This window comes from Streptomyces sp. NPDC002788, from assembly GCF_053592115.1.
Genome location: NZ_JBSFVB010000018.1, coordinates 95,170 through 118,792 on the forward strand (window position 1 = coordinate 95,170; position 23,623 = coordinate 118,792).

The following is a 23,623-nucleotide window of genomic DNA, read 5'->3' on the forward strand; positions in this document are numbered from 1 at the left end:
GTGGAGAACCTCATTGCGCTGCTGGTGGCGGCGCCCCTGCTCGGAGCGGCGGTCCTGCTGTGCGGCGGACGCCGGCTGGACGCCGTCGGCCACTGGATCGGCACGGTCCTCGCCGCCGCCTCCTTCGTGCTCGGCCTGGTGCTGTTCACCGACATGCTCGGCCAGGACGCCGAACACCGCGTCATGGCCCAGCACCTGTTCAGCTGGATCCCGGTGGAAGGCTTCCAGGCGGACGTCGCCTTCCAGCTCGACCAGCTGTCCATGACGTTCGTGCTGCTGATCACGGGCGTCGGATCACTGATCCACCTCTACTCCGTCGGGTACATGGAGCACGACGAGCGGCGCCGCCGCTTCTTCGGCTATCTGAACCTGTTCCTCGCGGCGATGCTGATCCTCGTCCTCGCAGACAACTACCTGCTGCTGTACGTCGGCTGGGAGGGTGTCGGTCTCGCCTCCTACCTGCTGATCGGCTTCTGGCAGCACAAGCCCAGCGCCGCCACGGCCGCGAAGAAGGCATTCCTGGTCAACCGCGTCGGCGACATGGGCCTGTCCATCGCGATCATGCTGATGTTCCTGTGGTTCGGCACCTTCGCCTTCGGGCCGGTGCTCGGCAGCCATGAGGAGGCCGGGCTCGCCGGAGCCGCCGGTGAGGACAAGCTGACCGCGATCGCCCTGATGCTGCTGCTCGCCGCCTGCGGCAAGTCCGCCCAGGTGCCGCTCCAGTCCTGGCTCGGGGACGCGATGGAGGGCCCGACCCCGGTCTCGGCCCTCATCCACGCCGCGACCATGGTGACGGCGGGCGTCTACCTGATCGTCCGCTCCGGGGCCGTCTTCAACGGCGCCCCCGACGCGCAACTCGTGGTCACCATCGTCGGTGCGGTCACGCTCCTGTTCGGTGCGATCGTCGGTTGCGCGAAGGACGACATCAAGAAGGCACTGGCCGGCTCCACCATGTCGCAGATCGGCTACATGATCCTCGCCGCCGGCCTCGGCCCCATCGGCTACGTCTTCGCGATCATGCACCTGGTGACGCACGGCTTCTTCAAGGCCGGGCTGTTCCTCGGCGCCGGTTCGGTCATGCACGGCATGAACGACGAGGTGGACATGAGGAGGTACGGCGGTCTGAGGAAGTACATGCCGGTCACCTTCGTCACCTTCGGCCTCGGCTATCTGGCCATCATCGGCTTCCCGGGCCTGTCCGGGTTCTTCTCCAAGGACAAGATCATCGAGGCGGCGTTCGCCAAGGGCGGCACCGAGGGCTGGATCCTCGGCGCCTGTGCCCTGCTCGGCGCGGCCATCACCGCGTACTACATGACGCGCGTGATGCTGATGACGTTCTTCGGGGAGGAGCGCTGGCGCAACGCCCCGACGCCGTCCCCGGCCCAGCCGGACGTGGAGCCCGCCGCCGAGACGCGCGGCGAATACACCCCGCCGCACCCGCACGAGTCGCCCAAGGTCATGACGATCCCGATGATCGTGCTGGCCGTCGGGTCGGTGGGCGGCGGTGCGTTCTTCAGCATCGGCGACCGCTTCATGCACTGGCTGGAGCCCGTCACCGGACACGACCACGGCCACCCGCCGATCAGCGCCCTCACGGTCACGCTGGCCACGGTCGCCGTGATGGTCCTCGGTGTCGCCGTCGCCTGGGCGCAGTACGGCCGCCGCCCGGTCCCGGCCGTCGCCCCGCGCGGCTCGCTGCTCACCCGGGCCGCCCGGCGCGACCTGCTCCAGGACGACTTCAACCACGTCGTCCTGGTCCGCGGCGGCGAGCACCTCACGCGGTCCCTGGTCTACGTCGACCACACCCTGGTCGACGGCGTCGTCAACGGCACGGCGGCCTCGGTCGGCGGCCTCTCCGGGCGGATGCGCAGGCTGCAGAACGGCTTCGCCCGCTCCTACGCGGTCTCGATGTTCGGCGGCGCGGCGGTCATCGTCGCCGCGACCCTGCTGATGAGGGCGGTCTGATACCGATGTCCTTTCCTCTGCTGACAGTGACAGCGGCGCTCCCGGCCGTCGGGGCGATCGCCACGGCAGCCGTACCGGCCGCGCGGCGCACCGCCGCCAAATGGCTGGCGCTGCTCTTCTCGCTCGCCACGCTCGTCCTGGCGATCACCGTCCTGGTGCGCTTCGACCCGGACGGCGAGCGCTACCAGCTCACCGAGTCCCACGCCTGGATCGCCGACTTCGGCGTCCGCTACGAACTGGGCGTGGACGGCATCGCGGTGGCGCTCATCGCGCTGACCGCCCTGCTGATCCCGTTCATCATCCTCGCGGGCTGGCACGACGCCGACCCGCTGGAGACGGGCAGCACCCGGTGGCGGCCGACGCAGGGCTTCTTCGCCCTGATCCTCGCCGTCGAGGCGATGGTGATCATCTCCTTCGAGGCCACCGACGTCTTCCTCTTCTACATCTTCTTCGAAGCCATGCTGATCCCGATGTACTTCCTCATCGGCGGCTTCGGGGACCGTGCCCACGAGCACGGCGAGAAGGCGGCGGCGACGCAACGCTCGTACGCGGCGGTGAAGTTCCTCCTCTACAACCTGGCCGGCGGCCTGATCATGCTGGCCGCGGTGATCGGCCTGTACGTGGTCGCCGGGAACTTCTCGCTCACGGAGATCGCCGAGGCCCGCGCCAACGGCTCGCTGGAGATGGCGACCGGCACCGAACGCTGGCTGTTCCTCGGCTTCTTCTTCGCCTTCGCGGTGAAGGCGCCCCTGTGGCCGCTGCACACCTGGCTGCCCAACGCGATGCAGGAGTCCACCGCCCCGGTCGCCGTACTGATCACGGCGGTCGTCGACAAGGTCGGCACGTTCGCGATGCTCCGCTTCTGCCTCCAGCTGTTCCCGGAGGCCAGCAAGTGGGCCACGCCCGCGATCCTCGTCCTCGCCCTGATCAGCATCATCTACGGGGCGCTGCTCGCGGTCGGCCAGCGGGACATCAAGCGGTTGATCGCCTACGCGTCGATCTCCCACTTCGGCTTCATCATCATGGGCATCTTCGCGATGACCAGCCAGGGCCAGTCCGGGGCGACGCTCTACATGGTCAACCACGGCATCTCGACGGCCGCGCTGATGCTGGTCGCGGGCTTCCTGATCTCCCGGCGCGGCTCGCGGCTCATCGCCGACTACGGCGGAGTGCAGAAGGTCGCCCCGGTGCTCGCCGGCACGTTCCTGATCGGCAGCCTCGCGACCCTCTCCCTGCCGGGGCTGGCGCCGTTCGTGAGCGAGTTCCTGGTCCTGGTCGGCACGTTCACGCGCTACCCGGTGATCGGCATCATCGCCACCTTCGGCATCGTCCTTGCCGCGCTCTACACCCTCGTCCTCTACCAGCGGACGATGACCGGGCCGGTGAAACCCGAGGTCAGCGCGATGCCGGACCTCAGGATGCGGGAAGTCGTGGTCGTCGCCCCGCTGGTCGTCCTGCTGATCTTCCTGGGCGTCTACCCGAAGCCCGTCACGCAGATCATCGACCCGGCGGTCAAGCAGACCATGTCCGACGTACAGAAGAAGGACCCCCAGCCCGAGGTGGAGGCGGCCAAGTGAGCACATCAGCCGTCCACAGCCTGTGGACAACGGCGGCCGACCCGATCTCGAAGATCGACGCGCCGAAGATCGAGTACGGGCAGCTCGCCCCCACCCTGATCGTCGTCGGAGCGGCGATCGTCGGGATCCTGGTCGAGGCGTTCGTACCGCGCAAATCGCGTTATTACGTCCAGATGTTCGTGTCCGTCGTCGCGCTCTCGGCCGCCTTCGCCGCGGTCGTCGCGCTCGCGGCCGACGGATACGGCACGACCAAGGCACGCATCGCGGCGATGGGCGCGATCGCCGTCGACGGACCGGCGCTCTTCCTGCAGGGCACGATCCTGCTGGCGGCCCTGGTCGGCCTGTTCACCTTCGCCGAGCGGCGGCTTGACCCCGTGGTGCACGGCAACCGCGTCGACTCCTTCGCCGCGCAGGCCGCGTCCGTGCCGGGCAGCGAGAGCGAGAAGGCCGCGGTCAAGGCCGGGTTCACCACCACCGAGGTGTTCCCGCTGCTGCTGTTCGCCGTCGCCGGCATGCTGATCTTCCCGGCGGCCAACGACCTGCTGACGCTGTTCGTGGCGCTGGAGGTCTTCTCCCTCCCGCTGTACCTGCTGTGCGCGCTGGCCCGCCGCAAGCGACTGATGTCGCAGGAGGCGGCGGTCAAGTACTTCCTGCTCGGCGCTTTCGCCTCCGCGTTCACCCTGTTCGGCATCGCGCTGCTGTACGGCTACGCGGGCTCGATGTCGTACGCGACGATCGCGCAGGTCGTCGACGGCACCGTGCAGGACGTCAACCCGGCGCTCGCCGACACCATGGGCAACGACGCGCTGCTGCTGGTCGGCGCCGCGCTGCTGGTCATGGGTCTGCTGTTCAAGGTGGGCGCGGTGCCGTTCCACATGTGGACGCCGGACGTGTACCAGGGCGCGCCGACCCCGGTGACCGGGTTCATGGCGGCGGCGACCAAGGTGGCGGCCTTCGGCGCGCTGCTGCGGGTGCTGTACGTCGTCCTGCCGGGCCTGCGCTGGGACTGGCGTCCGGTGATGTGGGCCGTGGCGATCGTCACCATGCTGGGCGGGGCGATCGTCGCCATCACGCAGACCGACATCAAGCGGCTGCTGGCCTACTCGTCCATCGCGCACGGGGGATTCATCCTCGCGGGTGTCATCGCGACCACGCCGGACGGAGTCTCGTCCGTCCTCTTCTACCTGGCGGCCTACTCGTTCGTGACGATCGGCGCCTTCGCGGTGGTCACGCTCGTGCGGGACGCGGGCGGTGAGGCGACGCACCTGTCCAAGTGGGCGGGGCTCGGCCGCCGTTCGCCGCTGGTGGCGGCCGTGTTCGCGGTGTTCCTGCTGGCCTTCGCGGGCATCCCGCTGACCTCCGGCTTCGCCGGGAAATTCGCCGTGTTCAAGGCGGCGGCGGAGGGCGGGGCCGCCCCGCTCGTCGTGATCGGTGTGATCTCGTCGGCGATCGCGGCGTTCTTCTACATCCGCGTCATCGTGCTGATGTTCTTCAGCGAGCCGCGGCCGGAGGGGCCGACGGTGGCGGTGCCCTCGCCGCTGACGATGGCGGCGATCGGGGTCGGCGTTGCGGTCACGCTGGTGCTCGGTGTGGCGCCGCAGTACTTCCTGGATCTGGCGGGGCAGGCGGGGGTGTTCGTGCGCTGACGCCGGACTCGCCAGCAGATACGACGTGGCCCGGCATCCTGCTCATGGATGCCGGGCCTCTGTTCCTCGTGGGGCCGGGTTACTCGCTCTGCTCGCGCCGCGTTTTGATCTTGGTGAGGTCCAGGTCCAGCGCGAAGGGGGCGTCGACCTTCATCCGCTCGCGGAAGATGCCCACGCTGGTGGCGCGCTCGTGAAAGATGGTCTGCTGACGCACGAAGACCAGGCTCCCGTCGATCAGTTCCGTGTGCGGAGGCAGATTCGGGAGGCGGTCCAGGTCGTCGGCGGTCCAGCCGCCTTCCGGCGGGGTCGGCCAGGTGGGCTTGGACGCCTTCGGTGCGACGCTCATCAGTGCTCCCATGGGACGGGGTCTCGCCGGGTCTTTCAGACTGTCGGGCGGAAACGGGCGGGGTTCTCCCGCGAACATGTGAACGACGGTCGTGTCCTTGACCCAGGCGGTCGGGGCGGCCTGTGGACAACTCCGGGGCTGTCGGTGCTGGCGCCTATGGTGGACGCAGTGGTCGAGGGGTGACATACGGGGGACAGGACGATGGGCGCTATGGGCGGGACGGATGTGATGACGGACGTGGACGCGGTGACCGGGACCGGCAGGCCAGGCGGTGCCGACGACAGCGCGGCGCTGGCCACGCTGCACCGGGTCTTCGGATACGAGGCTTTCCGCGGCGAGCAGGAAGCGGTCATCGAGCACGTGGTCGCGGGCGGCGACGCGGTGGTGCTCATGCCGACCGGCGCCGGCAAGTCGCTGTGCTACCAGGTCCCGGCCCTGGTCAGGCCCGGTACGGGTGTGGTCGTCTCCCCGCTCATCGCCCTCATGCAGGACCAGGTGGACGCGCTGCGGGCGCTGGGCGTGCGGGCCGGGTTCATGAACTCCACGCAGGACTTCGACGAGCGACGGGTCGTGGAGGCCGAGTTCCTGGCCGGCGAGCTGGACCTGCTGTATCTGGCGCCGGAGCGGCTGCGCCTGGAGAACACGCTCGATCTGCTCTCACGCGGGAAGATCTCCGTCTTCGCGATCGACGAGGCGCACTGCGTCTCCCAGTGGGGCCACGACTTCCGGCCGGACTACCTGGCGCTGTCGCTGCTCGGCGAGCGCTGGCCGGACGTGCCGCGGATCGCGCTGACGGCGACGGCCACCCGCGCGACGCACCAGGAGATCACCCAGCGGCTGAACATGCCGACGGCCCGCCACTTCGTGGCGAGCTTCGACCGGCCCAACATCCAGTACCGCATCGTGCCGAAGGCCGACCCGAGGAAGCAACTGCTGAGCTTCCTGCGCGAGGAGCACCCGGGCGACGCGGGCATCGTCTACTGCCTGTCGCGCAACTCGGTCGACAAGACCGCCGAGTTCCTCAGCCGCAACGGCATCGAGGCGGTGCCCTACCACGCGGGCCTGGACGCGGGCACGCGCGCGGCCCACCAGTCCCGCTTCCTGCGCGAGGACGGCCTGGTCGTGGTGGCGACCATCGCCTTCGGCATGGGCATCGACAAGCCGGACGTGCGCTTCGTCGCCCACCTCGACCTGCCCAAGTCGGTCGAGGGCTACTACCAGGAGACCGGCCGGGCCGGCCGGGACGGGCTGCCGTCGACGGCCTGGATGGCCTACGGCCTCAACGACGTCATACAGCAGCGCAAGCTGATCCAGTCCGGTGAGGGCGACGAGGCGTTCCGGCGGCGGGCCCAGGCCCATCTCGACTCGATGCTGGCGCTGTGCGAGACGGCCCAGTGCCGCCGGGGCCAGCTCCTCGCCTACTTCGGCCAGGACCCGGACCCGGCCGGCTGCGGCAACTGCGACACCTGCCTGACCCCGCCGGAGACCTGGGACGGCACGATCGCGGCGCAGAAGGTGTTGTCGACGGTGGTGCGGCTGCAGCGGGAGCGTGGGCAGAAGTTCGGCGCGGTGCAGATCGTCGACATCCTGCTGGGGAAACGGACCGGCAAGGTCATCCAGTTCGACCACGACCAGCTGTCGGTGTTCGGTATCGGCGACGACCTGGCCGAGCCCGAATGGCGGGGCGTCATCCGCCAGTTGCTCGCCCAGGGCCTGCTCGCCGTGGAGGGTGAGTACGGCACGCTGGTGCTGACCGAGGCCAGCGGGTCGGTGCTGCGGCGGGAGCGGGAGGTGCCGCTGCGCAAGGAGCCGAAGAAGCCGGTGGCCTCCCGGTCGGGGTCCTCTTCGTCCTCGGGCTCCGGGCGGGGCGAGCGCACGGGCAAGGCAGCCGTGGCCGAGCTGCCCGAGGAACTGCTGCCGGCCTTCGAGGCCCTGCGCGCCTGGCGCGCCGAGCAGGCCCGCGAGCAGGGCGTCCCGGCCTACGTCATCTTCCACGACGCGACGCTGCGGGAGATCGCCCTGGCATGGCCGACGTCGGTCGCGGAGCTCGGCGGGATCAGCGGTGTGGGCGAGAAGAAGCTGGCGACGTACGGGGAGGGGGTGCTGGAGGTGCTTGCGTCGCTGGACGGGCCGCCCGGCTCGGCCCCGGCCTCGGCGTCCGGCTCGGCCTCGGCATCCGAGTCGGCCTCGGCGTCCGGCTCGGCTTCAGCGGGCGGTTCGGGTTCGGCTCAGGTGCCCGGCCAGGATGCGGGTGGACCGGACTACTGGCCGGAGATGGACGCGGAGCCGGAGCCCGACGACTGGACATAGGGCCGGGCTCCGGACCGTGTCGCGGCCGGCGCCGTGGTCGGCGGCGAGGGCCGACTCGTGGGGGAGGGTGCCGTCGGGGAAGGCGCCGATGAGCTGCCGGCGGAGCAGATCCGCCACCGGCCGCCGGGCCGGTGCGGCTACGACAGCGCCGTCAGTCCCGGGGCGAACGCGATGAGCAGCGGCAGCAGCGGGACGAGCGCGGCCGTGGTGGTCGTCAGGGCGCGGTGTCTGCGGCCCAGCCGGGGCGGCGGTTCCAGGAGCCGGTCGACCCGCTCGCCCAGCAGGCGGTGGCTGGAGGCGCAGGACAGGACACCGCGGTGCTGGTTGAGCTCGATCAGGGCCAGGGCGGTGGTCAGGTGACCGCAGCGGCGGGAGGCCGTGTCGTCGGCGGCGAGTTCGACCAGGCGGTGGGTCTGGTCGCAGAAGTGCGCGAACAGCGGGATGTGCGGGAAGCCGGTGGCCAGGGCGGTGGACAGGTGCAGCAGCCAGTCGTGGCGGGCGCGGGCGTGGCCGCGCTCATGGGTGAGGACGGCGTCGAGCTGGTGGCCGGTGAGCCGGTGCAGCGCGCCCGTGGTGACGATCAGCTGGGGCGAGTTGCCGGGCATCCACCAGGCGTCCGGGTACTCGTCCTCCAGGACCAGCAGCGGACCGCGGGCGGCGGGCAGGCCGGCCGGCAGGTCGGGGGCGCGCTCGCGCAGATGGGCCCGGGCCTGGGCGCGGCGGCGGCGCGCCTCGACGAGCTCCCGCGCGAGCATCGCGGTCGTCCAGGCGGCACCGCAGGCCAGCAGCAGGGTGAGAGCGGCCGCCCACAGCGGGGCGGCGGACAGGTCGTACGCCGCGCTCACCGCGGGCGGCGCCGGGGCGAAGAGCTGGGCGCGGACCGTGCCGAACACGGCGGCGGCGCCCAGGGCGAGCGCCGTCACGCAGCACATCAGGACGGTGGCGACCAGGCACTGCCACACCCACAGTGCGACCACCGGCTCCCGCTCCGGCCACGAGGACCGGGTCAGAACGCGGGGAACGGGGACGGCGGCCGTCACGGCGACAACGCTCAGCAGGAGCAGGCAGACGGTCATGGCCACGGGCTCCGGTTCCTGGTCGGAAGAGGGGCGGCTACGGGTCGTGCGGGGGAGGGCGGGCGCCGGGCGCACGAGCGACGCGGCTGCCGTGAACACCGGTGGTCGGACTGTCCTGCGCACGGGTGACCGCGGCGAACAAGCCGAACGCGCCGAGTGCCGCGCGCGTGCGGGCACACCGCCCGACGCCCAGTATGACGGGCCGGGCGGTGTGCGTCAGGGGGCGAACGCCATCGGAAGTGCCGGGAGGGGCGACTGCCCACCGGACCCGGGCCGTCCGACGGGGTCAGGCCGGAACCACCCGCCCCGTCACCTCGCCCAGCCCCACCGGTACGCCGTCCGGTCCCGGGGCCCAGGCCGACAGGGTCACCACGTCGCCGTCCTCCAGGAACGTCCGCTTGCCGTCGGGGAGTTCCAGCGGGTCGCGGCCGTTCCAGGTCAGTTCCAGCAGGGAGCCGCGCTGCCCTGTGGCCGGCCCGCTGACCGTGCCGGAGCCGTAGAGGTCGCCCGTGCGCAGGGAGGCGCCGTTGACGGTCATGTGGGCCAGCTGCTGGGCGGCCGTCCAGTACATGGTGGAGAAGGGCGGCTCGGAGATGACGTGGCCGTTGACGGCGACGCTCATCCGCAGGTCGTAGCCGCCGGGTTCGTCATCGCTGTCGTCCAGGTACGGCAGCAGCTCGTGCGTCCGGGCCGGCGGGGCCACCCGGGCCTCCTCCAGGGCGTCCAGCGGGGTGATCCACGCCGACACGGACGTGGCGAAGGACTTGCCGAGGAACGGGCCGAGGGGGACGTACTCCCAGGCCTGGACGTCGCGTGCGGACCAGTCGTTGAGGAGGCACAGCCCGAAGACGTGCTCGCGGAAGTCGCCGAGGGCCACCGGCACGCCCATCCGGGAGGGCACGCCGACGACGAAGCCGACCTCCGCCTCGATGTCCAGGCGGACGGACGGGCCGAAGACGGGCGCGGCATCGGCGGGCGCCTTGCGCTGGCCCGAGGGGCGTACGACGTCCGTGCCGGAGACGACGACCGTGCCGGAGCGGCCGTGGTAGCCGATCGGCAGGTGCTTCCAGTTGGGGGTGAGGGAGTCCTCGGCGTCGGGCCGGAAGATCTGCCCGACGTTCCGGGCGTGGTTCTCGGAGGCGTAGAAGTCGACGTAGTCGGCGACCTCGAAGGGCAGGTGCAGGGTCACCGAGGAGAGCGGGTGGAACAGCTCCTGGACGGTCTCGCGGTGGGACGGCACGGTCACCCACGCGGTGAGCGCCCGGCGGACGTCCGACCAGGCCGTGCGGCCCGCGGCCAGCAGCGGGTTGAGGGTCGAACGCGCGAGCAGGGAGGCGTACGGGGAGCCGAGCGCGTGGGCCGCCGCGCCCGCGTCCAGCACATGGTCGCCCAGCCGGACGCCCACGGTCCGGCCGGAGGAGCCGGGGAGGGAGAACACGCCGTACGGCAGGTTGTGCGGACCGAAGGGATCGCCCTCGGGGACATCGAAGGGGGGCATCGGGTGCTGCCTCGCTTTCGGGTGTGCCATGTCGTCGCCACGTGTTCGTGGTCGTGCCACACGTTACGGGTGACGCGCGGGTCCTGGGCAGGGTCCGAGGAGGTGGAGCGGGGCGAACGGCGCAGGTGGGCCGCGGTGCGCCGGGACGGCACCCTTCGACCGTGTCCGGCGCGGCGGGCGGGGCACCACATGCGTACGTGCCGGAAGTTGTCCACAGGACGCGACGCAATCTTGACGGAGCGGTGCGAACGGGGCGACTCTGGGCGGGTGCCGGAAGGCCTCGGGGAGGGGGCGTTCCGATGGCACACCAGGGGGGCGGATGGCCATAGGGGAGGCCGGTCCGGGTCCGGTGCGGCATGGTTCACAGCTGAAGCGGCTGGAAGAGACCATGCGCATGCGGCTCGGCCGGGAATGTGTGTATGTACCGTCGTGCCGTTTCGGGCTGTACGTGGCGCTGCGCCACTGGTGCCCGCCCGGCGGGCGGGTGCTGATGTCGCCGGTCAACGACGACGTGATCTTCTTCGTCGTGCTCGCGGCCGGACTGCGTCCGGTGCAGGCGCCGTTGAACCCGCTCGACGCGTCCATCGACCTCGATGCCGTGCCGGACGAGGTGTGGGGCTCGGTGTCGGCCGTGCTGACGACGAACCTGTACGGGAACCCGGACCCGGCGCCGCTCCTCAGACAGAAGTGCGATGCCTTGGGTGTCCCGCTGTTCGAGGACGGGGCGCACGCCATCGGCAGCCGGGCGGGGGACCGGCCGGTCGGGGCATGGGGCGAGGCGTCCGCGTTCAGCCTGTCCAAGCACGTGGGCGCCAAGGCCGGAGGCATGCTCTCGCTCGCCGATCCGGGGCTGCGGGAGGCGGTGGAGAAGACCTGCGCGGGGTTGCTGGCGCCGCGCCGGCTGAGTTCCGAACTCGCCTTCGCCGTCCGGCCGTACGCCGAGGCGGCGGTGCGCGGATTACGGCTGCGGCGGGCCGCCTGGGCGGCGGTCCGCCTGCTGGGGCTGGCGGATCGCGAGGAGATCCGGATGCCGCTGCGCCCGGACGAACTCGCCCGCGCCGCCCGGGAGGCTCCCGGACTGGAGGCCCACCACCCGTGGGTGCGCGTCGACATGCACGACTACCGGCTGGAGTCCGGCCGGCTCCGGCTGGGACGCATCGGACGCAAGCTCGACCGGCTGGACGACGTGCTGGACGCCTGCCGGGCGGGTACCGAGCTGCTGCTGTCGACGCCCTGGGCCAAGCCGCGTGACGCGTACGGGACGCAGCCGTTGTTCCGGGTACCGCTGTTCGTGTCGGACCGGGACGCGGCGATCGCGGCCCTGGCGCAACGGGGCATCGTCGTCGGCTACCTGTACGACCCGCCGCTGGACGACTACGCCGGTGCGGAGTTCACCGACCCCTCACCGGCCCCCGAGGCGGCCCGCTGGTTCGCACGGCACGCGCTGCCCGTGGATCCGCTGCGGGCGAGGACGGTCGTCGAGGTGCTGGAGCGGTCCGGGGCGCGACCGGCCGAATTGCCGGGAGGACTGTCCCGGAGCAGGCCGACACCCGGAGGGCTGGGATAGTCCCGTGGCTGAGACCCAGGTGCACGAGTCCGCCGCCGCGCCTGCCGATGGCAGCGGCGGACCGAAGCCTGCCGGCAGCGAACACACACACGACTCGCTGTTCAAGAACGCCTACTTCCTCATGCTCAGCACCGGCGTCTCCGCCGTCCTCGGCCTGGGTTTCTGGCTGGTGGCGGCCCGCTACTACTCCGAGGAGGCCGTCGGCCAGGGCTCGGCCGCCATCGCCGCGATGCGGCTGCTCGCCAGCATCACGGCGACCACCATGATCGGCGCCGTAGTCCGCTTCGTCCCGCGTGCGGGCCGGGAGACCGGGCGCCTGGTGTGGGGCACGTACGCGGCCAGTTCGCTGGTGGTGGCGCTCGCCGCCGCCGTCTTCCTGCTCACGCTCGACGCGTGGGGAGCCTCGTACGCACCGCTGGGCACACCCATGGCGGGGGCGGTGTTCGTCGCGGCGTGCGTCGCCTGGGCGCTGCTCACCCTCCAGGACGGGGTGCTCACCGGGCTGCGCAAGGCGGAGTGGGTGCCGGCCGGGAACGCGGTGTTCTCGGTCGGGAAGCTGGCCCTCCTGGCCGTCTTCGCCGGCACCCTGCCCGTCCTCGGCATCTTCGTCTCCTGGGCGGTGGCGATCGCCTTCTCCACCCTGCCGCTGGGCTGGCTGATCTTCCGCCGGCTCATCCCGCGCCAGGCGGAGGCCGACGGCGACAAAGACCCCCCGAGAGTCCGGGACATGGGCCGCTTCCTGGCCGGGGACTCGCTGGGCGCGTTGTTCAGTCTGGCCATGATCAACCTGCTGCCGGTGATGGTCGCGGTCCGTTTCAGCGCCGCGGAGAACGGCTACTTCTACGTGGCGTACACCGTCGGCGGCACGATGGAGTTCATGGCCATCAACATGGCCTCGTCCCTCACCGCGCACGCCTCGCACGACCCGCGCCAGCTCGCCGACGGCGTCCGTGGCGCACTGCGGCGCATGACTCTGCTGCTGGTCCCGGTCGTGCTGGTCCTGGTCCTCTTCGCCCCGTACATCCTCACGCCCTTCAGCCCGGACTACGCCGAGCACGGTTCGACCGTGCTGCGGCTGCTGGCCCTCGGCGCGCTGCCCCGGGTCGTGGTGGAGCTGTACATCGGCGTACTGCGCGTCCAGGGGCGCACGGGTGTGCTGGCCGCGCTCCAAGGGGCCATGTGCGCCCTGGTGCTGGGCAGCGCGACCGTACTGTTCACCCCGGCCGGGATCGCCGGCGCCGGCTGGGCGGTGCTGCTGAGCATGACCCTGATCGCCGTCGTCTCCACGGCCGGACTGCGCGCGGCGCTGCGCCACGACGACAGCGCGCCCGCCGCCCGCCCGCCCGACGGCCCCTCCCACCCCTCCTACGGCACAAGCTGGGCGAAGCTGAACGCCACCGCCGGGTACGGCACGACCTGGGCCCGCCGGGCCACTCACCCGCCGAGGGACGGCGACCAGGACACGGTCACGCTGTTCATCGGGCGCCCCGGATACGAACGCGAGGCGCTGCAGGCGGACACAATGGCGCTCATCGTGCGGCCGGAGGGGCCGACCCGGGAACCACCACCCGAACTCGCGGGGTCTCACCCGGACCCGGAGCCACACGAGCGGCGGCTGAGAGGCGCCCTGTGGAGTCTCCTCGGTGCCGCCCTCGTCTTCTTCTGCGCGCCGTTGCGGGACCTGCCCTGGCTCGCGAACGCCTCCGACGCGGCACTGACCGGACGTCAGCTGCTCCAGGGCCTGCCGCTGCCGTCTCTCACCGCGGGCGGCCTGCTGCTCGTGGTGTTCGTCGCCGCCGTCACCCTGTGCACCCGGCACGACCCGTGGCTGCCCGCAACGGCGCTCTCCGCCGCCCTGCTCGCCCTGTACGCCGCACCGGTCGCCCTCGGGCGGGAACCGCGGCCGCCGGACGGGGCGTTGTACGGGCAGACGGCCGGCTGCCTCGCGGACGCGCTGGGGCTCGACGGGCCTGAGCCGCTGCTGCGCTGGGCGCCGCCGGTCTGCCAGTTGCTGTGCCTCGTACCGCTGTGGCTGCTGCTCGGGTACGCGGGCGGACGGCTGACGTGGCCGGGGCGCTGGGGGGTTCTGTATCTCGTCGCGGTCGGCGGCTGGGTGTGGCGTGACACGCTCGCACCCCTCGCGCCGCCCCTGCTCGCCGTACTCGCCGTACTGGTCCTGCTCCTGCCGCTCCTGCGCCGTGCCGCGTCGGCGTGGGGCACCACCCGCTTCTCCCGCTCCGCGGCCGACCGCACGGCAGACAGAAAGCCGGCCGGCCGACCCAGCGACTGATCAAGCCCAGAGCCGAACAGAGCCGAACCGCCAGGGGGGAACCAACCGTGCGTCCGCCAGCCACTCCGAGGGAGAGATCCACGCCCGAACCCACACCCGCACGGGACGGCGCGAACACCTCCGGCACCCACCCCGAGACCGCCGGCCAGTCCTCCAGTCCCTCCACCTCGCAGTCGTCGAGCCCCGCCCACGAGCCCGTGACGGACCTGTCCGACCTGCCCCCCGCCCTGCCGGGGCGCCGCGCGCTCGCCCGGCCCGGCATCCCCCTGCTCATGGCGCTCGCGCTCTGGGCGTACGCCGTGCGGCACACCGACGTGTCGCGGCTCGACGACTACGGGCTGGTCAGCGCGCTGCACCCGACGTTCTGGGCCGGACTCGTGGTGCTCACCGCCGGCTTCTGGTTCACGGTCCGCGATCCGCGCCGCCCGGGCGCCTGGGCGGCGGCCTACGTCCTCGGTCTGCTGGTGATGGAGCGGGCCACCCAGGCCGTGCTCTACCCGACCCCGCTGTACGCCTGGGCGTGGAAGCACGACGCGGTCATCGACCACCTGCTGACGGCGGGCGGACTGCAGACGGCCGACCAGGTCGGCGACATGGCGGTGTACGACCAGTGGCCGGGCTTCTTCGCGGCCCAGGCCGCCCTGGTACGGCTGCTGGGTGTGGAGTCGTCGACGATGTTCATGGCCTGGTGGCCCCTGGTCTCCAGCCTGATGCTGCTGCTCCCGCTGCTGCTGATCTACCGCACCTTCACCGAGGACCGGCGGCTGATCTGGACGGCCGTCTGGCTCTTCTACGTCGCCAACTGGGTCGGGCAGGACTACTTCTCCCCGCAGTCCGTGGCGTACGCGCTGCACGTGGGCGTCCTGGCCGTCGTGCTGCGCCGCTTCGGCCGGTCCGCCGTGCGGCGCGGGAGCCCGCGGCAGGCCGTGTGGACGGTGGTGATCACCGTCATGATCGCGGCCATCGTCATCTCCCACCAGCTCACCCCGGGCATGCTGGTCGTCTGCCTGCTCGCCCTGAGCCTGAGCAGCCGCTACCGCGACTGGGTCCCTGTGGTCACCACCGTCGTGATCTTCCTTGCCTGGTGCCTCACGGCCGCGCTGCCCTTCCTGTCCGCCGCGATGCCGGACATGATCCGCTCCCTCGGCGACGTCGGCGCGAACGTCGAGACCGGCTACGGCGCCACCCCGACCGGCACCGGAGCCATCGCGACCTCCTGGGCGGCCAGGCTGCTGTCCGGCTCCGTCCTGCTGCTCGCGGCGTTCGGTGTACTGCGCCAGCGGGTGCTGCGCCACCGGGCCCGGCCGCTGCTGCTGGTCGCGGCGGCGCCGCTGCCGATGTTCGCGGCGAGCAGTTACGGCAGCGAGATGATCTTTCGGGTGCTGCTGTTCATGCTGCCCGGCGCCGCGTTCTTCGCCGCCGCGGCGGTCCTGCCCGAGGTGCGCACCCTGGCCGCCGACGCCGCCGTGCAGGAGGCGGGCGGCCGGCGGTCCGCCCCGTCCGAAATCCGCCGACCGGGGATCGGCACAGCAATCCCACTGGCCGCCCTGCTCGTCGGAACCCTGGCGTTCGTCCCGGCCTACTCCGGCAAGGACCGGATCAACTACTTCCCGCCGCAGGAGGTGTCCCTCGTACGGCAGCTCTTCGACCAGGCGCCCGACGGCTCCCTCGTCGTCGCCGCCAACCGCAACTACCCGCTGGCGTACGACTCCTACGGGAGCGTCGACCACTACTGGTTCCTCGACGACGGCCGCAGTCATGTCGACCGGATCGTCGACGAGCCCGCGGTCACCCTCGCCGCTGACATGGCCGGAGTGGAGCGGCCGGCCCTGGCCTACTTCCTGCTCACCCAGGGGCAGTTCGCCAACTCCGAGATGAACGGACAGCTCACGAAGGCGCAGCTGGACCGCATCCAACGGTCCGTCGCGGCTTCACCACGGTTCGAGCTCGTGGCCGAGAACAGCGCCGGATGGCTCTACGTACTGAAGCAGTCGGGAGGAGCGGCGCGATGACACCGCAGGAACTCGTGGTCCGGATGCTGCCCCCGTTCGGCGGCTGGCTGGCGCTCGCCGCGCTCGCCCTGCCCGGCGGATCGCCGCTGCGCGGCGCCGCGGTCGTGCTCTTCCTGGCGGCGGGCCCGGGCGCCGCCGCGGTCAGAGTCTGCGCACCCGCCCTGGGGGCGCGGCCCGCCGAAGGGCCCGTCGAGCGCCGCGACCCGGACTTCGCCCGCCACTCCGACGTGTTGGAACGGCTGATGCTGACGCTGTTCCTGAGCATCGGCGCCGTGATGCTCGTCGCGACCGTGCTGATCGCCACGCACACCTTCAGCGCGCAGCGGGTGCTGCTGACGCTGACTCTGCTGACCACACTCGCCGCGTTCTGTCCGCCGCTGCGCGCCTCCCCGCCGGCGGGGACCACGCCGAGGACACCGAAGGGTTCCGCTCCGTGAGGTTCAACCGTCCCCACCGTTCCGTTCGCCACGACCCGGCCACGGCCGGGCAGCACCGCAGGAGGCCCCCCGGAGAGCGCCGGGCCGCCGGCCCGCTCGCATCGAGCCGGCGCCGTCTGCTGATCGCGTCCGCCACGGTCGTCAGCGCGGTCCTGGTCGCCGGACTCGCCCTCCGGGACTCCTCCTCCGGACCGGACCCGGGAGCCGCCGGCTCCCAGGCGGACTGCCGCCCCACGGAACTCCTGGAACCGCCCTGCGGCGCCTGGTTCGGCGCGTTCGTGCCGCATGAGCGGGACGACCTGCCGGAGAAGGTCCGCGCCTACGAGAAGCGCGTGGGCCGCGAACTCGACATCGTGTACACGTACCACGACATGTCCCTGCCCGAGGGCACCCGCCGCGAGGGCCGGCTGCTCACTCCCGAGGAGCAGAAGGTCGGCGAGGACCACCTGCTGCTGCTGTCCTGGGAGAGCAAGTGGTGGGGCGGCACGAAGAAGCAGCAGCCGACGTGGAAGCAGATCGCGGCCGGCGAGCTGGACGAGAAGGTCATCGACGTCCAGGCCCGGCGCGTCAAGGACTACGGCAAGAAGGTGTTCCTCTCCTTCGATCTGGAGATGGACACGCGCACCCCGGCCAACGGCACCCCGGCCGAGTTCGTCCAGGCGTACCGGCACATCCACGACCGGTTCCGCGAACTGGGCGTCGACAACGTGGTGTGGACGTGGATCACCACCGGGTACCTCGACCACGCCGACGAGATCAAGAAGATGTATCCCGGCGATGAGTACGTCGACTGGATCGGCTACAACCAGTACAACTACTACCGCTGTCACGACGCGGGCTGGCTGACCTTCGCGCAGACCCAGAAGGCCACGCACGACTGGATCCGGAAGAACATCTCCGACGACAAGCCGCTGATGCTCTCCGAGTTCGGCACCGCCGCGGACTCGTCCCGCCCGCAGCGGCAGGCCGAGTGGTACGCGCAGGTACCCGGGGTGCTGAAGAGCCTGGAGGGCGTCAAGGCCGCCCTCCAGTGGAACCACCGCGACCCCGGACCGCACTGCGATCTCGCGCTGGCGAACGACGCGGCCTGGGACAGCCTGCGCAAGGCGGTCGCCGACCCGTATCTCAACCAACCGCTGAAATGACCCCTCAGCCCGCGAACTCGGGCCCGTGCACCCTGGCGCGGGCCCGCCGGTACCACCGCCACGCGATCGTCTTCGGCCCGTCCCGGTACGGCGCGACCCGGGCGCCCGCCCCCGCCAGCCAGCCCTCCACGTCGGCGACGGTGTGGGTGCGCCGGACGATGAGCCGGGCGATGCGGTAGCGCTCGTCGCGGTCGGAGCTGAGCGCGTGCCGTACGGCCGTCGCCGTCTCGTAGCCCGCCCGGGCCGACATGGCCCGCACCCGCGGGCTGTTGTAGCCGTGCGGATAGGCGAGATGCCGTACCTCGTGCCCGAGGGCGTCCTCCAGCACCGCCTTGGACGTGCGCAGTTCGTACGCCAGGTCCCTCGCGGACAGCGTGTCGAGCTGGGCGTGTGTGACCGTGTGGCTGCCGATCTCCATGCCGGAACGTTCCAGCTCCGCCGCTCGGTCCAGGGTCATCATCGGGGCGGGCGGCAGCAGGCTGCGGCCGCCCGGGGCGATGGCGCCGGTGGTGAGATACGCGGTGGCGGGCAGGGAACGCTCGGCCAGTGCCTCGGCGGTGGGGCCGGGCAGATCGGCGAACCCGTCGTCGAAGGTGAGCAGCACCGGCCGGGGCGGCAAGGGCACCCGCCCGGCCAGGTGGTCGGCGATCGCGCTGATCGTGACGGGTGTACGGCCGCTGCGGACCACGGCGTCGAGATGCGCGGCGAACTGCTTCGGCGTCACCGTGAACTCGGCGATCCAATCGGGCGGATCGTCCATCACCGAGTGGTACAGGAAGACCGGAATGGCCGGGGAGCCGACCGCGTTCGGCGGCGCTATCGGCCCCTCACCGTCCTGCGCACCCCGTTCCGACCGGCCTCTGCCGTCCCCCTGCCCCTCACCCCGCGTACGCGCCGAGGTCCTCATCTCGCCCCCTCACCCCGCGCGCGCAGCGCCCGCCGCGCCCGCAGATAGCCGACAGGCCCGTACAACATCCCTCTGCGCTGCAACCGTGACAGCCGCCGCGGCCACGGATGCGTCCGCACGTCGTGATCCCCCGGCGCCCCGCCGCCCGCGGCCCCCTCCGCCGCGCGTACGGCCGTCAGCGCGCGGGCGTGGGCCAGGCCCCGCGGCAGCCGCGCGAGGAACGCCGGCAGCAGAGCGGGCCGGTTCACCAGCACCGCGGTGAGATAGGCGGTGAGCCCCGCGCCGTAGCCGTACGCCTGGGTCTCCAGGTCCCGCCAGGCCTCCCGGTGGTGGTGCCAGACCAGGGCGTGGGGCGTGTAGCGCAGCCGGTGGCCCTGGGCCAGGACGCGGACGAAGCCGTAGAGGTCGTCGCCGCCCCGGGCGGCCGTCCCGGCACCGGTGGCCGGGTCGAAACCGCCGACCTCGCGCAGCACCGCCGTCCGGAACGCCATGTTGGCGCCGGAGCCGAACCGCCCCGCCGTGAACGGGAACAGCGGCTCGTCGCCCGGCGGTTCCGCCGGGTCGTACGTCCTTGGAGTGAAGCCTTTCGCGAACCCGCCGTGGCTCTCCAGCAGCACCTGGGCCGGGGTGGTGAGCCGCGCGGGCAGGATCAGGCCGGTGCTGCAGCCGAGCCGGGCGTCGGCGGTGAAGGGCGCGGTCAGCTCCGTCAGCCAGCGCGGGTCGGCGACCACGTCGTCGTCCGTGAAGGCGACCACCTCTCCGCGCACGGCGGCCAGCCCCGCGTTGTGCGCGCCTGCGAGCCCCGGAACCGGCTCGCACACGTAGCGCACGCGCTCGGCGTACTTCCGCTCGATCAGCTCCCGCGTCTCGCTCGTCACGGGCGCGTTGTCGACGACGACGATCTCGAACCGCGGATGGTCCTGCGCCAGCAGCGAGTCCAGCGCCCGGGCCAGCTGCCCGGCCCGCTCCCGGGTGGCCACCACGACACTCGTGTACGGCAGTTCACCGGGTGCGTCGGGTGCGTCGGGTGCGTCGGGTGCGTCGGGTGCGTCGGGTGCGTCGGCGAGGGCCGGCGCACACTCCGCCCGCGCCCGACTCGCCAGCACGGCCTTCGCGTCCGCCCCCTCTGGTACCCGCCCCAGCAGCGTACCCACGGGCCGGCCGCCCCTCCTGACCAGCACGAACACCTCGCCGGGCGCCACCGGCGGACTCCCCGGACCCGGTCTGAGCACCGCCTCCTCACCGTCGAGGTCCAGCTCGGCGACCTGTACCGCCCCGATGTCCAGGAACCGCCGTATCTCCTCCTGCGCACGTGCCGATCGAGACATGCGCCCTCCCCCCACTCGTGTCAGGTACGGCGCAGCCGGGCCGCGCCCTTCAGGGTCCGCGCGGCCAGCGACGCGAGCCGCGGCCGGCTGCGGACGAAACTGTGTGCGCGGCGCGCCGGCTCGCGGCTCAGGCAGTGCAGCGCCGCACCCGCCCCCGGGCGCGTCACCGCGCCCTCGTACACGGGCAGTTCGCCCGTCTTCAGCGCGTCCTTGTACTCGGCGGTGCCCCGCCCCAGATCGAGCATGCCGATGCCGTCGGCGGCCGCTGCCTCGGCCATGCGCAGGTGCAGCACCAGACCCGGCGAGAACTTCGCGAACTCCGGGTCGTACGCCGGGAACCAGCAGGCCAGGACGGAGGCCGAGCGCAGCCCGAAGTGCGCGGCGACCGGCCGCTCGCCGGCGTACAGCACGGACAGCGTGCCGCTGCACTCCGGTGCCCTGGTCCTGGCCAGCTGCCCGACGAGCCGGGTGATCCACTCCTGGGCGAACCGGTCCCGGCGACCCGTCCTGCGGTACTGCGCCGACTTCCACTCCATGAGCGTGCGCAGTGCGGCCGGGTCGCGTTCGTCGAACACGAATCGCAGGTCGCCGGCCTGCCGGCCCAGCCTGCGTTCCTTGGCCAGCGTCGTCTTGAGGAACTTCGGCGACTGGGCGCGCAGCACCGACTCGTACGTCTCGTAGCCCTTCTGCACGTCGATGACGAACGTGGCGTGCTCCTCGGCCGCGTACCGGACGAACAGCCGCTGCCCGGCCTCCAGATTGTCGAAGACGAAGCTCGACACCGAGCAGGCACGCAGCAGTTCGCCGGTCTCCAGCACCAGGCCCGGCCGCAGGATCGCGCCCTGCGCGTCCGAGACGCCGAGCCCGATCGCCCGGCCCTGGCCCAACGGGCCCCGCTCATGGGGCAGGAAGCCGACCGGCTCCAGTCCGTCGTAGACCACCGCGACCCGGGCCCGCGGCCTCACCCGGCCGACGGCCTCGGTGAACTCCGGTTCCATGAAAGGGTTGCGCGGTGCCGCCGAGGCGGCGCGCAGTGCGCGCCAGCGCTCCCTTTCCCCCTCGCCGAGCTCACCGGGCCCAGCCACGCGAATGCGCCCACTGCTCAACCTGACCCCCCGATCAAGTCCCCCCTGGACACATGGAAGGTACCGCCCGAGACGGCCCGACGGGTAGGTAGCGGAGCATGTTGTTGCCAACTGGTGCAGAGGCCTTCAACCGGGCAATCGGCGTCGGCCGCCGGTGAAACGACGGGGCGCGCTGTCCGTATTCTCTGATCATGGCCGCACCCCTCGCATATTCACTCATCGCCACCGACCTGGACGGGACGCTGCTGCGCGGCGACGACACCCTCTCCGACCGGTCTCTCGCCGCGCTCGCGCGGGTGGCGGGCGCCGGCGCCCAGCACCTGGTGGTGACGGGCCGGCCGGCACCGAGAGTGCGGCCGCTGCTGGACGACCTCCGGTGCACGGGACTCGCGGTGTGCGGTCAGGGCGCGCAGGTGTACGACGCCGGCGCGGACCGGCTGCTGTGGTCCATCACCTTGGACCGGGAGCTGGCGGAGACCGCCCTCGGCAAGATCGAGGCCGAGGTGGGGCAGGTGTACGCGGCGGTCGACCAGGACGGGGTCGACGGGCTCACGCTGATCGAACCGGGCTACCTCATGCCGCACCCGACCCTGCCCGCCGTACGCGTCGACCGGCGCGACCAGCTGTGGGGCGAGCCCATCAGCAAGGTGTTGCTGCGCCACCCCTACCTGTCCGACGACGAGTTGGCGGCGACGGCCCGCTCGGTGGTCGGCTCGCTGGCCACGGTGACGATGTCCGGTCCCGGCACGGTCGAACTCCAGCCGTGCGGTGTCACCAAGGCGACGGGCCTGGCGCTGGCCGCCGAGCACCTGGGGCTGCGGCCGGCGGACACCATCGCCTTCGGTGACATGCCCAATGACATCCCGATGTTCGACTGGGCCGCCCACGCCGTCGCGATGGCCAACGCCCATCCCGAACTCAAGGCCGTGGCCGACGAGGTCACCCTGTCGAACGAGGACGACGGCATCGCCGTCGTCCTCGAGCGACTGCTGGACGGGGCGGCTCAGTACGGGCCGTTGACGTTGTCGATCGAGCCGTAGCGGTCGGCCGCGTAGTTGCAGGCCGCCGTGATGTTGGCGACCGGGTCGTACGGGTCGAAGGGGGTGCCGGGCACGTGGTACGCGGCGAAGGTCGGGTCGATGACCTGGAGCAGACCCTTGGACGGGGTGCCCTTGGCGGCGTTGGAGTCCCAGTTGTTGATCGCCAGGGGGTTGCCGGACGACTCGCGCATGATGTTGCGGTAGATGCCGTCGTACGACCCCGGGATCCCGTTCCGCGCCATGATGTCCAGCGACTCGCGGATCCAGCCGTCGAGGTTGTCGGCGTAGGTCTTGGCGGAGGCGGGGGTGGCCTGGGTGACGCCCCCGGCGGGCTTCGCGGCCGGCTTGGCGGGGGCGGACGACTTCGACTTGGTCGCCTTCTTCTCCGTGACGGCCGCCTTCGTCGTCTTCACCTTCAGCTCGAGGCCCGGGTGGATCAGCTTCGGGTTGTCGCCGACGGCGGCGCGGTTGTCCTTGTAGAGCTGCTTCCAGCCGCCCGATACGTCGTACTTGTCCGCGATGCCGTAGAGCGAGTCGCCCTTGGCCACGGTGTACGTGAGGGACTTGGCGGGCTGGGCCGCCTGCGGCACGGACTGTGCGACGGTGGCGGGCGCGCTCTGGGGCTCGACGGCGCTCGCGTGCGTCGCACCGAGGAGCGGGAGGGTCAGTGCCGCTCCGCCGGTGCCGACGGCGACGACACCACGGGTGAGCGGGTTCCTTCTGGGGTGACGGTGCTTACCTCGTCCGGGCATGGCGATGTTCCTCTCCGGCGCCTGCGAGGTGAGCTGTCGGGTTCGGGCCGGGAGGTGCCCGGCCGCGTACGGCGCTGTATGCCGTGCGCGGCTTCACCCCGAGCCGTGCCGCTGTGCGGACCGGCGACTTACCTGGGTCCCCCGCTCCTGCCCTGCGTGAGTGAGTCGGTTGATGTGGGGTGTCCGGGCGGTGGCAGGATTCGGCGTCCGCCGGACAGGGCGGGAACGTATGCGAGAGCACATGTCGGGAACAAGCACCGAAGTCACATATGACGCTTGTTGACCTTGGTCGGGGGGAATGGGCCGCTTGATCCTTTGCGGAAGGGAAGGCTCAACTCGCATGGGCGGGAAGGGGGTACGGGCGGATGCCGGGGTGGCGTGCGAAACGTCGGGCGTGATTCAACTCACTGATCACGAATCTCTGGGGCAATGTCCGCCTATAGGAATTCGCTTATCCATCAAGGCAAATCGTGCATAGTCCGTTACTTCCTGGTAAGTCGATAAATGTCTGCTCTTATGAGCTGATCGAAAACATGGCGCTCCTGATCGGATACCACCCGGCCTGTAACCACGGGCGCTGACAGTGATCGAAACGTGACCGGATACGCTGACTCGAGTGAGGGCAGCGACCTATCGACAATC

The 23,623-nt window shown here is 71.5% G+C and carries 16 protein-coding genes, 1 pseudogene and 1 riboswitch; of the genes and pseudogenes, 10 read left to right on the top strand and 7 right to left on the bottom strand.

Annotated elements, in window-relative coordinates; genetic code table 11:
* From nuoL to nuoN, 3 genes are read left to right on the top strand one after another with little or no spacing between them, the layout of a single operon-like run.
* Nucleotides 1-1,965: an NADH-quinone oxidoreductase subunit L gene (nuoL, locus tag ACWD1U_RS29400; RefSeq protein WP_451112014.1), complete on the top strand. Its 1,965-nt coding sequence runs from the start codon at nucleotides 1-3 to the stop codon at nucleotides 1,963-1,965.
* Between the two features lie 5 nt (nucleotides 1,966-1,970).
* On the top strand, nucleotides 1,971-3,542 hold the full coding sequence (locus tag ACWD1U_RS29405; RefSeq protein WP_451112016.1) for an NADH-quinone oxidoreductase subunit M: 1,572 nt from the start codon (nucleotides 1,971-1,973) through the stop codon (nucleotides 3,540-3,542).
* Nucleotides 3,539-5,188, top strand: a complete 1,650-nt coding sequence (gene nuoN, locus ACWD1U_RS29410) for an NADH-quinone oxidoreductase subunit NuoN (RefSeq protein WP_451112017.1) — start codon at nucleotides 3,539-3,541, stop codon at nucleotides 5,186-5,188. The genes ACWD1U_RS29405 and nuoN overlap by 4 nt, the downstream gene beginning before the upstream one ends.
* Before the next feature lie 180 nt (nucleotides 5,189-5,368).
* On the opposite strand, the pseudogene ACWD1U_RS29415 reads toward nuoN, so the two are convergent.
* A pseudogene (locus ACWD1U_RS29415) lies at nucleotides 5,369-5,534 on the bottom strand (Uma2 family endonuclease); the annotation flags it as partial.
* A 210-nt stretch (nucleotides 5,535-5,744) separates the two neighbouring features.
* Between ACWD1U_RS29415 and recQ the strand changes: the two are divergent.
* Complete coding sequence (gene recQ, locus ACWD1U_RS29420) at nucleotides 5,745-7,844, top strand: DNA helicase RecQ (RefSeq protein ID WP_451112019.1); 2,100 nt, start codon at nucleotides 5,745-5,747, stop codon at nucleotides 7,842-7,844.
* Nucleotides 7,845-7,981: 137 nt separating this feature from the next.
* On the opposite strand, the gene ACWD1U_RS29425 is transcribed toward recQ, so the two are convergent.
* Entirely contained in the window at nucleotides 7,982-8,920 is a 939-nt protein-coding gene (locus ACWD1U_RS29425) for a M56 family metallopeptidase (RefSeq protein ID WP_451112129.1), read from the bottom strand.
* A 286-nt stretch (nucleotides 8,921-9,206) separates the two neighbouring features.
* Entirely contained in the window at nucleotides 9,207-10,418 is a 1,212-nt protein-coding gene (gene fahA, locus ACWD1U_RS29430) for a fumarylacetoacetase (RefSeq protein WP_451112021.1), read from the bottom strand.
* Between the two features lie 319 nt (nucleotides 10,419-10,737).
* Here fahA and ACWD1U_RS29435 point away from each other — a divergent pair, with 319 nt between their 5' ends.
* From ACWD1U_RS29435 to ACWD1U_RS29455, 5 genes are all read left to right on the top strand, one after another.
* Nucleotides 10,738-11,985, top strand: coding sequence for a DegT/DnrJ/EryC1/StrS family aminotransferase (locus tag ACWD1U_RS29435; protein ID WP_451112023.1), 1,248 nt, complete (start codon nucleotides 10,738-10,740; stop codon nucleotides 11,983-11,985).
* Nucleotides 11,986-11,989: 4 nt separating this feature from the next.
* The gene (locus ACWD1U_RS29440) at nucleotides 11,990-14,275 is read left to right on the top strand and encodes a lipopolysaccharide biosynthesis protein (protein ID WP_451112024.1); all 2,286 of its coding nucleotides are present in this window, start codon (nucleotides 11,990-11,992) and stop codon (nucleotides 14,273-14,275) included.
* Between the two features lie 197 nt (nucleotides 14,276-14,472).
* Entirely contained in the window at nucleotides 14,473-16,287 is a 1,815-nt protein-coding gene (locus tag ACWD1U_RS29445; protein WP_451112131.1) for a glycosyltransferase, read from the top strand.
* Nucleotides 16,284-16,724 carry a hypothetical protein gene (locus tag ACWD1U_RS29450; protein ID WP_451112026.1) on the top strand — a complete coding sequence of 147 codons (441 nt, stop codon included), beginning with the start codon at nucleotides 16,284-16,286 and terminating at the stop codon, nucleotides 16,722-16,724. Before ACWD1U_RS29445 ends, ACWD1U_RS29450 begins: the two co-directional genes overlap by 4 nt.
* On the top strand, nucleotides 16,721-17,869 hold the full coding sequence (locus ACWD1U_RS29455) for a glycoside hydrolase family 26 protein (protein WP_451112027.1): 1,149 nt from the start codon (nucleotides 16,721-16,723) through the stop codon (nucleotides 17,867-17,869). The genes ACWD1U_RS29450 and ACWD1U_RS29455 overlap by 4 nt, the downstream gene beginning before the upstream one ends.
* A 4-nt stretch (nucleotides 17,870-17,873) precedes the next feature.
* Here the strand turns inward: ACWD1U_RS29455 and ACWD1U_RS29460 are convergent, their stop codons facing one another.
* The 3 genes from ACWD1U_RS29460 to ACWD1U_RS29470 form a co-directional block, all read right to left on the bottom strand.
* A complete protein-coding gene (locus ACWD1U_RS29460; RefSeq protein ID WP_451112132.1) occupies nucleotides 17,874-18,629 on the bottom strand; it encodes a polysaccharide deacetylase family protein in 756 nt (251 codons plus the stop codon).
* 143 nt (nucleotides 18,630-18,772) lie between these two features.
* Entirely contained in the window at nucleotides 18,773-20,104 is a 1,332-nt protein-coding gene (locus ACWD1U_RS29465) for a glycosyltransferase (RefSeq protein WP_451112029.1), read from the bottom strand.
* A 20-nt stretch (nucleotides 20,105-20,124) separates the two neighbouring features.
* Nucleotides 20,125-21,195, bottom strand: coding sequence for a GNAT family N-acetyltransferase (locus ACWD1U_RS29470; RefSeq protein WP_451112134.1), 1,071 nt, complete (start codon nucleotides 21,193-21,195; stop codon nucleotides 20,125-20,127).
* Nucleotides 21,196-21,380: 185 nt separating this feature from the next.
* Here ACWD1U_RS29470 and ACWD1U_RS29475 point away from each other — a divergent pair, with 185 nt between their 5' ends.
* Nucleotides 21,381-22,229: an HAD family hydrolase gene (locus tag ACWD1U_RS29475; RefSeq protein ID WP_451112031.1), complete on the top strand. Its 849-nt coding sequence runs from the start codon at nucleotides 21,381-21,383 to the stop codon at nucleotides 22,227-22,229.
* Here ACWD1U_RS29475 and ACWD1U_RS29480 read toward each other — a convergent pair.
* Nucleotides 22,193-22,981: a transglycosylase SLT domain-containing protein gene (locus tag ACWD1U_RS29480; protein ID WP_451112032.1), complete on the bottom strand. Its 789-nt coding sequence runs from the start codon at nucleotides 22,979-22,981 to the stop codon at nucleotides 22,193-22,195. The genes ACWD1U_RS29475 and ACWD1U_RS29480 overlap by 37 nt on opposite strands.
* A 3-nt stretch (nucleotides 22,982-22,984) precedes the next feature.
* Nucleotides 22,985-23,154: riboswitch (cyclic di-AMP (ydaO/yuaA leader) on the bottom strand.
* Between the last annotated feature and the right edge of the window lie 469 nt (nucleotides 23,155-23,623).

Coding starts and splice junctions, on each gene's coding strand:
- ACWD1U_RS29405 (WP_451112016.1), top strand. CDS start 1,971: ATGTCCTTTCCTCTGCTGACAGTGACAGCGGCGCTCCCGGCCGTCGGG.
- recQ (WP_451112019.1), top strand. CDS start 5,745: ATGGGCGGGACGGATGTGATGACGGACGTGGACGCGGTGACCGGGACC.
- ACWD1U_RS29425 (WP_451112129.1), bottom strand. CDS start 8,920: ATGACCGTCTGCCTGCTCCTGCTGAGCGTTGTCGCCGTGACGGCCGCC.
- fahA (WP_451112021.1), bottom strand. CDS start 10,418: ATGCCCCCCTTCGATGTCCCCGAGGGCGATCCCTTCGGTCCGCACAAC.
- ACWD1U_RS29435 (WP_451112023.1), top strand. CDS start 10,738: ATGGCCATAGGGGAGGCCGGTCCGGGTCCGGTGCGGCATGGTTCACAG.
- ACWD1U_RS29450 (WP_451112026.1), top strand. CDS start 16,284: ATGACACCGCAGGAACTCGTGGTCCGGATGCTGCCCCCGTTCGGCGGC.
- ACWD1U_RS29460 (WP_451112132.1), bottom strand. CDS start 18,629: ATGGACGATCCGCCCGATTGGATCGCCGAGTTCACGGTGACGCCGAAG.
- ACWD1U_RS29465 (WP_451112029.1), bottom strand. CDS start 20,104: ATGTCTCGATCGGCACGTGCGCAGGAGGAGATACGGCGGTTCCTGGAC.
- ACWD1U_RS29475 (WP_451112031.1), top strand. CDS start 21,381: ATGGCCGCACCCCTCGCATATTCACTCATCGCCACCGACCTGGACGGG.
- ACWD1U_RS29480 (WP_451112032.1), bottom strand. CDS start 22,981: ATGCCCGGACGAGGTAAGCACCGTCACCCCAGAAGGAACCCGCTCACC.